Source organism: Actinophytocola sp., assembly GCF_035712165.1.
Taxonomy (GTDB): Bacteria; Actinomycetota; Actinomycetes; order Mycobacteriales; family Pseudonocardiaceae; genus DASYTH01.
Genome location: NZ_DASTBH010000178.1, coordinates 24,697 through 33,376, shown reverse-complemented (window position 1 = coordinate 33,376; position 8,680 = coordinate 24,697). Strand labels below are relative to the sequence as shown.

Below are 8,680 nucleotides of genomic sequence, written 5' to 3'. Positions count from 1 at the left end.
CGACTCGCCGGGGTTAGGGGAGGCCGTCCTGGGCGAGGCGGAGGGCCGCGCCGAGGTCGGGGACGATGTGGGCGCGGATGCCCGGGGGGAGCTTGCCGGCGTCGGGGGGGATCAGGGCGCGGGTGAAGCCGAGGCGGGCGGCCTCGGCCAGGCGGGTGCGGACACCGCCGACCCTGCGGACCTCTCCGGCCAGGCCGACCTCGCCGACCACCACGAGGTCGGGCGGGAGGACGAAGTCTCGCGCGGCGGACGCGACCGCCAGCGCCACGGCCAGGTCGGCGGCGGGCTCGACGATCCGCATGCCGCCCACCGTCGCCGTGAACACGTCGGACTCGGCCAGCCGGATCCGGCCGCGGCGCTCCAGCACCGCCAGGGCCATGGCCACGCGGGAGGAGTCCAGTCCGCTCACCGCCCGGCGCGGGGTGCCCAGATGCGACGCGGCAACCAGGGCCTGCACCTCGCCGAGAAGAGGGCGCTTGCCTTCCACGGCGACGGTGACGGCCGTGCCGGGCACGCCGGTCTCCCGGCGGTTCAGGAACAGGCCGGACGGGTCGGCGACCCCCACGATGCCGTCGTCGACCAGTTCGAAGCAGCCCACCTCGTCGGCCGGGCCGAACCGGTTCTTCACCCCGCGCACCATGCGCAGCGTGGAGTGCCGGTCGCCATCGAACTGCAGCACCACGTCCACCAGGTGCTCGAGCAGCCGCGGACCGGCGATCGAACCGTCCTTGGTGACGTGTCCGACCAGCAGCACCGGCAGGTCACGCTCCTTGGCCAGCGCCACCAGCGCCGCCGTGACCGCTCGCACCTGGGTCACCCCGCCCTGGGTGCCGTCCACCCCGGCCGAGGCCAGCGTCTGCACCGAGTCGATCACCAGCAGGCTCGGCTTGACCGTGTCCACGTGGCCGAGCACGACCCCGATGTCGCTCTCGGCGGCGAGGTACATGGCCTCGTGCACGTTCCCGGTGCGCTCGGCGCGCAGCCGCACCTGGCCGGCCGACTCCTCGCCCGAGACGTACAGCGACGGCCCGTCGTCCCGCGCCGCCCACCGGAACGCGACCTCCAGCAGCAGGGTCGACTTACCGACCCCCGGCTCACCGGCCAGCAGGACCACGGCACCCGGAACGACCCCGCCGCCGAGCACCCGGTCCAGTTCGGGCACGCCGGTCGGCCGGGCCCGGGCCGCCTCCACGTCGACCTGGCCGATCGGCCGGGCCGGCGCGCTCGGCGTGCCGGCCGTGATCCGGGCCAGCGCGGCGCGCGGTAACCCGACCTCCTCCAACGTGCCCCAGGCCTGACACTCCGGGCAGCGTCCGACCCACTTGGTCTCCTCGCGCCCGCATTCGGCGCACCGGAAGTTGGGTCGCGTGCTCTTCACCACGGCGGCCACCCTACGACCGGGCACCGACAGTTTCGCTCAGCCGTGCGATCCGGTGCCGGTGACCTCGGGACGCGCGGTGGTCGGCGCCGCCACCGGCACCTCCAGCGTGATCGACCCGGCGTCCCGGAAGGTGAACGTCACCGAATAGGACATTCCGGAACTGAGCGTCGTGGACAGTCCGGAGAGGACGATCTCGGCCTTGCCGATCTCCACCGGCTCCGGGGCCGGGCGGGACGACGACGTGGCCGACGGGGCCGAGGACGGGGTCGACGGCCGCGACGAGGGGGGCGCCGAGGCCGAACCGGTCGTGGTGGTCGTCACCGTCGTGGTGGTGGCGCTCGACGATGGCACACCACCTTCCGAGCCGGGCGTCCCGACCTCGATGGCCCGGCCGGGCAGCAGCGAGCGGTCCCCGCTGATCCGCACGTCGCCGGCCACCTCGCTGGTCACCCCGACCAGTTCGTCCGGTGTGGTCCCGGAGTTCACGATGGTCAGGATCAGCGGGGCGGAGCCGCCGGCCGTGTACGCGCCACCACCGGCCGGGTAGGCGATCTGGGCGTTGCGGATCCCGATCCGGCCGACGTCACCCTGGGTGCCGTTCACCGCGGGCTCGACCGAGTCGGTCTGGGTGTTCTGGCCGGCGCTGCACCCGGCGACGGCGAGCGCCGTGACCAGACCGGCCAGACCCACCGCGAACGGGGCTCTGCGCAGCCGGTCCATCGACTTCAGCGGTGCACGGCTCACGGTCGCGATGTCCTTCCTCGGCGGGCGGCAACCACGCGGGAAGGGTATCGGGGAGCGGCCGGCCGGGCCGCACAAGGTCACCGTCCGCGCCCGGAACGGGTCCATAGTGGATCATCGAGAACGATCACAGCCAGACATGAATCGCATTTGACTACCTGGGCGGATGCACGTCTGACCGGGTTTTGTCAACCCTTCGTTTCTCCAGTCATGCACCCGCTGACCTGCGATTACGGAGTTCGGGCCGGTTTCAGCGAGCCTCCAGCGCGTGTTAAGATGGATGCAGCGAAAGGGGCAGAGGACACATGGTTTTCAAGGTCGGAGAGACCGTCGTCTACCCGCACCACGGTGCCGCACTCATCGAAGCAATCGAGACCCGTGTGATCAAGGGCGAGGAGAAGAAGTACCTCGTCCTGAAGGTCGCGCAGGGTGACCTCACGGTTCGCGTTCCCGCAGACAATGCCGAGATCGTCGGCGTTCGGGATGTCGTGGGCCAAGAGGGTCTCAACCGAGTCTTCGATGTTCTGCGGGCTCCCCACACCGAGGAGCCGACGAACTGGTCACGCCGGTACAAGGCAAACCTTGAGAAGCTCGCCTCCGGCGACGTGAACAAGGTGGCCGAAGTCGTCCGTGACCTGTGGCGACGTGAGAAGGACCGCGGGCTGTCCGCCGGCGAGAAGCGCATGCTCGCCAAGGCGCGGCAGATACTGGTCAGCGAACTCGCGCTGGCCGAAGGCACCGACGAGGACAAGGCCGAGGTCATTCTCGACGAGGTCCTCGGCACCGCCGTGGTCTGATCGCGTACCACCCCACCTGCCCGATGAGCGTGGTCGCGCTTGTCCCCGCCGCCGGGCGAGGTGAACGCCTGGGTGCCGGTGTACCCAAGGCGCTGGTTCCGGTACGTGGCGAGCCGCTTCTGGTTCACGCCGTTCGTGGTCTGCTGGCCTCGGGATGCGTACAACGCGTCGTCGTGGCAGCACCACTGTCGGACGTGGACACGATGGTCGGCGTGCTCGCCTCGGCCGGTGCCGACGCGCTCGTGGTACCCGGTGGCCCAAGCCGAACCCAGTCGGTGCGCCTGGCGTTGCACGCCGCGATGGCGGACGTCCCGGACGCTACCGTCGTCCTCGTGCACGACGCGGCGCGCGCCTTCACACCCGCCGGGCTGGTCAGGTCCGTGGTCGAGCGGGTGAACTCCGGGTCACCCGCGGTGATTCCGGTGCTTCCGGTCGCCGACACCATCAAACGGGTCGACGCGCACGGCGTGGTCGCGGCCACCCCGGACCGGGCGGATCTGCGCATCGTCCAGACCCCGCAGGGGTTCCGGCTGGACGTGCTGCGCCGCGCCTACGACGCCTATCCCGACGACACCACCACCGACGACGCCGGCCTGGTCGAGCGGCTCGGTGTGGGCATCGACACGGTGCCCGGCGACCCGCACGCGATGAAGATCACTACCCGGTTCGACCTGGCCGTCGCCGAGGCGGTCCTCGGATGACGGTGAGCGAGCTTGCGAGCGAACCCATGGGCGTGAGGGTGGGGATCGGCACCGACGTGCACCCGGTGGATCCCGACCGGGAGTGCTGGATCGCCGGGCTGCACTGGCCGGGCGTCGCCGGCTGCGCCGGGCACTCCGACGGAGACGTCGCCGCGCACGCGCTGTGCGACGCGCTGCTGTCCGCCGCCGGGCTCGGCGATCTCGGCGCGGTGTTCGGTACCGGCCAGGCGCGGTGGGCCGGCGCGTCCGGAGTGGAACTGCTGGCCGAGGTGCGCGGCCGGATCGAGGCGGCCGGGTACCGGGTCGGCAATGCCGCGGTCCAGGTGATCGGCGAGGCGCCCCGGATCGGAAAACGGCGCGACGAGGCGCAGCGGGCGCTCTCCGACGCGGTGGGCGGACCGGTCGCCGTCTCCGGCACCACCACCGACGGCCTCGGTCTCACCGGACGGGGCGAAGGCCTCGCCGCCATCGCCACCGCCTGCCTCCTGCCGGCGGTTCCGTAGCCTGGACCGGTGCATCGCGGCGTCCTGTTCGACTTCTCCGGAACCCTCTTCCACCTCGAGCCCACCGACGACTGGTTCGCCGGCCTCGCGCTCGACCCCGAGTTGGTGACCGACGTGCTCACCTCCCCGGCGTCCAGCGGCTACCTGCCGGCCGAGCTGACCGAGGACTGGGAACGGCGCGACCTGGATCCGGACGTCCACCGCCGGGTGTACCTGAGCGCCCTGCGCGCGGCGCTGCCGGCCACCCCGGCCGCGGTGCTGGAGACCGTCTACGAGCGGGTGCCGGCTCCCGCATCGTGGACGCCCTATCCGGACGCGCTCGCGGTGCTGCGCCGGCTGCGCGCGGCCGGCGTTCCGGTCGCAGTGGTCAGCAATATTCCGTGGGACATTCGGGATGTGTTCCGGCGGAACGGAATGGCCGAACTGGTCGACGAGTTCGTGCTGTCGGTCGAGGAAGGCGTAATGAAACCGGATCCGGCCATCTTCCTGGCCGCCTGCCGGCGAATCGGAGTCGCTCCCGAAGACACGCTGATGATCGGGGACAGCGAGTACGCCGACGGCGGAGCCACCCAGGTCGGCTGCGGGTTCGCGGTGGTGGAACGGATTCCGCCGGTACGCCGGCCCCGGGCTCTGATCAGCGCCCTTTCCGAGCACCGGGTGCTCAGCGAAACCTGATAGGTGGCCCCTGGCGGCGCCACGTACCATTTCCCGGGTGAGTCTGCGGATATTCGACACCGGAACCAGAACACTGCGGGAGTTCCAGCCCGTGCACAGTGGCGCGGCGTCGATCTACGTCTGTGGACCCACCCCGCAGGGGCCGCCGCACATCGGACACGTTCGCAGCGCGCTGAACTACGACGTGCTGCGCCGCTGGCTGTCGGCCACCGGCCACGCGGTCGTGCTGGTGCGCAATGTCACCGACGTGGACGACAAGATCCTCAACAAAGCCGCCGACAACGACGAGCCCTGGTGGCACTGGGCCGCCAAGCACGAGCGCGCGTTCGAGGCCGCCTACACCGACCTCGGCTGCCTGCCCGCGTCGATCGCACCGCGCGCCACCGGTCACGTGACCCAGATGGTCGAGCTGATGCACCGGCTGATCGACGGTGGGCACGCCTATGCCGCCGCCGGCGACGTGTACTTCTCGGTGCGCTCGTACCCGCCCTACGGCGAACTGTCCAGGCAGCGGCCCGACGAGGTGCAGCAGGGCGAGGCGGCGGCACAGGACAAACGCGACCCGCGGGACTTCACGCTGTGGAAGGGCGCCAAGCCCGGCGAGCCCGCCTGGCCGACACCGTGGGGACCGGGCCGGCCGGGCTGGCACCTGGAGTGCTCGGCGATGGCGCTGGCCTACCTCGGCGCCGAGTTCGACATCCACGGCGGCGGGCAGGACCTGATCTTCCCGCACCACGAGAACGAACTGGCGCAGTCCCGGTCGGCCGGCTACGGCTTTGCCCGCTACTGGATGCACAACGGTCTGGTCGGGATGGCCGGCGAGAAGATGTCCAAGTCGCTCGGCAACGTGGTGTCCATTCCGGAGATGCTGAGCAAGGTCCGGGCGCAGGAACTGCGGTACTACCTGGTCGCGCCGCACTACCGCTCCGAGGTGCAGTACTCGCCCGCGGCGCTGGAGGAGGCGGTCCGGGCCTACCAGCGGATCGAGACGTTCGTGCGGCAGGTCGCGCAGCGCACCGGGGTGGTCACCATCGGCGAGCCGGGCCCGGAGTTCGCCGCCGCGATGAACGACGACCTGGGCACCCCGGCCGCGCTTGCCGTGGTGCACAACGGAGTTCGGGCCGGGAACATCGCGCTGGGCTCCGGCGACGAGGCCACCGCCCGGGCGGTGGCCGGCGCGGTGCGCGCACAGTTGGACACGCTCGGACTCGACCCGTTGTCCCCCAACTGGTCTACCGAGTCTACTGTGGATACCGGGGCCGTGCGGGCGTTGAGCTCTCTGGTCGACGACCTGCTCACCGAGCGGACCCGGGCCCGAGCCGAGCGTGACTTCGCGCGGGCCGACCGGATCCGGGACCGCCTGCTGGCCACCGGGATAGCCGTCGAGGATACCCCCGATGGTCCACTGTGGACTTTGAAGGACAGCTGACGTGGCAGGAAACTCCAAGCGCCGGGGCGCGGTACGCAAACCGGGGACGAAGAAGGGCGCCGTCGTCGGCTCCGGGGGCAAGAAGTCCAAGGGGCTGGAGGGCAAGGGACCGACGCCGCGCGCCGAACGGCGGCCCGGGCACCCGGCCCAGCGCCGCGCGACGGTGAAGGCCAAGGTCGAGCAGCAGCGCCGGCAGAAGGACAAGCCGGCCGCCGAACTGGTCGCCGGACGCAACCCGGTGGTCGAGTGCCTGCGGGCGCAGGTGCCCGCCACCGCGCTGTACGTGGCGCTGGGCATCGACGCCGACGACCGGGTCACCGAGGCCGTGCGGCTGGCCGCCGACCGGGGCATCTCGGTGCTCGAGGTCAGCCGGGCCGAGCTGGACCGGCTCACCGGCGGCGCCGTGCACCAGGGCCTGGGCCTGCAGATCCCGCCGTTCGAGTACGCGCACCCGGACGACCTGCTCGACGCCGCGCGGGAGTCGGCCGACCCGCCGCTGCTGGTCGCGCTGGACGGGGTGACCGACCCGCGCAACCTCGGGGCGGTGATCCGGTCGGCGGCCGCGTTCGGGGCCAACGGCGTGCTGGTGCCGCAGCGGCGCAGCGCCGGGGTGACCGCCGTGGTGTGGCGGACCAGTGCCGGCACCGCGGCGCGGCTGCCGGTGGCGCTGGTCACCAACCTGACCAGGACGTTGCGCTCGCTGGCCGAGGCGGGGCTGATGATCGTCGGCCTGGACGCGGACAGCGGCGACACGGTCGACGACCTCGAACTGGCCACCGCGCCGCTGGTGCTGGTGCTCGGCTCGGAGGGGCGGGGACTGTCCCGGCTGGTCAAAGAGGCCTGCGACCAGACGGTGTCCATCCCGATGGCCGCCGGGGTCGAGTCGCTGAACGCCTCGGTGGCGGCCGGGGTCACGCTGGCCGAGATCGCCCGCAGGCGCCGGAGCGCCGGGCGGACCTGAGGCGGAGGAACACTCGGCTAAGGTCAGGTGTCCTGCCCGGGAGCCGAGGTCCGCTGCATGTCGTTCGCCAGTCCGCTGTTCCTGTGGTTCTTCACACCCGTGGTGCTGGCTGCCGTCCTGATCGCTCCCCGGCGGCGCAACGGCATCGTCGCGGCGGCCAGCCTGCTGTTCTACGCGGCCGGGGCCGGGCCGTCCACGTTGCTGCTGCTGGTCACCATGGTGGTGAACTTCCTCGCCGGGCCTGCGCTCGAGCCGGACGAGTGGGACATCGACCGCAAGCGGCGGCGGACGATCCTGATCGCGACCGTGGCCGTGGACGTCGCGGTCCTGGTGATCTGGAAGTACGCCGGGTTCGCCACCGAGCAGCTGGAGGGGTTCGCCCGGTTGCTCGGGGGCGACTTCCCGGTGGTGCACCTGGCGCTGCCGATCGGCATCTCGTTCTACACGTTCCACCACATCTCCTATGTGGTGGACATCTACCGGGGCGAGCGGCCGGCGCTGCGCAACCCGGTCTGGTTCGTGACCTACATCGCGATGTTCCCGCAGCTCATCGCCGGGCCGATCGTGCGCTACCGGGAGATCGCCGACCAACTGCCGCAGCAGCGCACCCACCCGCTGGACGACATCGCGGCGGGCTTCCCCCGGTTCGCGCTCGGGCTGTGCAAGAAGGTGATCATCGCCGACTCGCTGAGCCCGGTGGTCGACGCCTGCTTCGGCACACCCAGCGATCAGATGACGTTCGCGGTCGCCTGGCTCGGTGCGCTCACGTACACCCTGCAGCTGTACTTCGACTTCTCCGGGTACTCGGACATGGCGATCGGGCTGGGCCGGATGATCGGCTTCCGGCTGCCGGAGAACTTCGCCCGGCCGTACTCCTCGGTGACGATCACCGAGTTCTGGCGGCGCTGGCACATGTCGCTGTCCCGGTGGTTCCGCGACTACGTCTACATCCCGCTGGGTGGCAACCGGCGCGGGGCGGCGCGGACGTACCGGAACCTGATCACGGTGTTCGCGCTGACCGGGTTGTGGCACGGCGCGAACTGGACGTTCCTGGTGTGGGGCCTCTACCACGGCGCGCTGCTGATCATCGAGCGCGGTTACCGGCTGGAGGCGCCGCCCCGGTCGGCCCGGCGCCGGATCGCCCGCCGGGCCCTGACCATGGTGCTGGTGATCTTCGGCTGGGTGATCTTCCGCGCCGCCGAGCTACCGGACGCGCTGACCATGATCGGCCACATGCTGGTGCCCGACTTCACCGGCCTGACCGATCAGATCGAGGCCACCCTCACCAACCAGCGCCTGCTCATCCTGCTGGCCTCCCTGGCCGTGCTGGTCCTGCCCGCCCACCCGGTCACCGGCCCCCTCCTGGAGTCCTCCCGCACCCGCACCGCCAACATCCTCCGCGTCACCATCATGACCGGCGGCCTCCTCTACTCCGCCATCCTCATCGCCTCCGGCACCTTCAGCCCCTTCCTGTACTTCCAGTTCTAGGCGG

9 protein-coding genes are annotated in these 8,680 nt (G+C 71.3%); 7 read left to right on the top strand and 2 right to left on the bottom strand.

Annotated features, from left to right (window positions below):
- Positions 1-13 precede the first annotated feature (13 nt).
- Both radA and VFO68_RS10000 read right to left on the bottom strand, forming a co-directional pair.
- On the bottom strand, positions 14-1,381 hold the full coding sequence (gene radA / locus VFO68_RS10005) for a DNA repair protein RadA (RefSeq protein WP_414635481.1): 1,368 nt from the start codon (positions 1,379-1,381) through the stop codon (positions 14-16).
- 36 nt (positions 1,382-1,417) lie between these two features.
- Positions 1,418-2,125 (bottom strand): hypothetical protein, encoded by a 708-nt coding sequence (locus VFO68_RS10000; RefSeq protein WP_325157922.1) that lies wholly within the window; start codon positions 2,123-2,125, stop codon positions 1,418-1,420.
- Between the two features lie 302 nt (positions 2,126-2,427).
- Here VFO68_RS10000 and VFO68_RS09995 point away from each other — a divergent pair, with 302 nt between their 5' ends.
- From VFO68_RS09995 to VFO68_RS09965, 7 genes are read left to right on the top strand one after another with little or no spacing between them, the layout of a single operon-like run.
- Positions 2,428-2,919: a CarD family transcriptional regulator gene (locus VFO68_RS09995; RefSeq protein WP_325157921.1), complete on the top strand. Its 492-nt coding sequence runs from the start codon at positions 2,428-2,430 to the stop codon at positions 2,917-2,919.
- Between the two features lie 23 nt (positions 2,920-2,942).
- Positions 2,943-3,620, top strand: a complete 678-nt coding sequence (ispD, locus tag VFO68_RS09990) for a 2-C-methyl-D-erythritol 4-phosphate cytidylyltransferase (protein WP_325157920.1) — start codon at positions 2,943-2,945, stop codon at positions 3,618-3,620.
- 32 nt (positions 3,621-3,652) lie between these two features.
- On the top strand, positions 3,653-4,123 hold the full coding sequence (gene ispF / locus VFO68_RS09985) for a 2-C-methyl-D-erythritol 2,4-cyclodiphosphate synthase (RefSeq protein ID WP_325157923.1): 471 nt from the start codon (positions 3,653-3,655) through the stop codon (positions 4,121-4,123).
- 9 nt (positions 4,124-4,132) lie between these two features.
- Positions 4,133-4,798 (top strand): HAD family hydrolase, encoded by a 666-nt coding sequence (locus tag VFO68_RS09980; protein ID WP_325157919.1) that lies wholly within the window; start codon positions 4,133-4,135, stop codon positions 4,796-4,798.
- Positions 4,799-4,835: 37 nt separating this feature from the next.
- Complete coding sequence (gene cysS, locus VFO68_RS09975; protein WP_325157918.1) at positions 4,836-6,227, top strand: cysteine--tRNA ligase; 1,392 nt, start codon at positions 4,836-4,838, stop codon at positions 6,225-6,227.
- A gap of 1 nt (position 6,228) precedes the next feature.
- Positions 6,229-7,188, top strand: coding sequence for a 23S rRNA (guanosine(2251)-2'-O)-methyltransferase RlmB (rlmB, locus tag VFO68_RS09970; protein WP_325157917.1), 960 nt, complete (start codon positions 6,229-6,231; stop codon positions 7,186-7,188).
- A 57-nt stretch (positions 7,189-7,245) separates the two neighbouring features.
- A complete protein-coding gene (locus VFO68_RS09965) occupies positions 7,246-8,676 on the top strand; it encodes an MBOAT family protein (protein ID WP_325157916.1) in 1,431 nt (476 codons plus the stop codon).
- The last annotated feature ends 4 nt before the right edge of the window (positions 8,677-8,680 follow it).

Excerpts from the sequence above, each read along its gene's own strand:
- VFO68_RS09995 (WP_325157921.1), top strand. The coding sequence starts at position 2,428 with ATGGTTTTCAAGGTCGGAGAGACCGTCGTCTACCCGCACCACGGTGCC.
- ispD (WP_325157920.1), top strand. The coding sequence starts at position 2,943 with ATGAGCGTGGTCGCGCTTGTCCCCGCCGCCGGGCGAGGTGAACGCCTG.
- VFO68_RS09965 (WP_325157916.1), top strand. The coding sequence starts at position 7,246 with ATGTCGTTCGCCAGTCCGCTGTTCCTGTGGTTCTTCACACCCGTGGTG.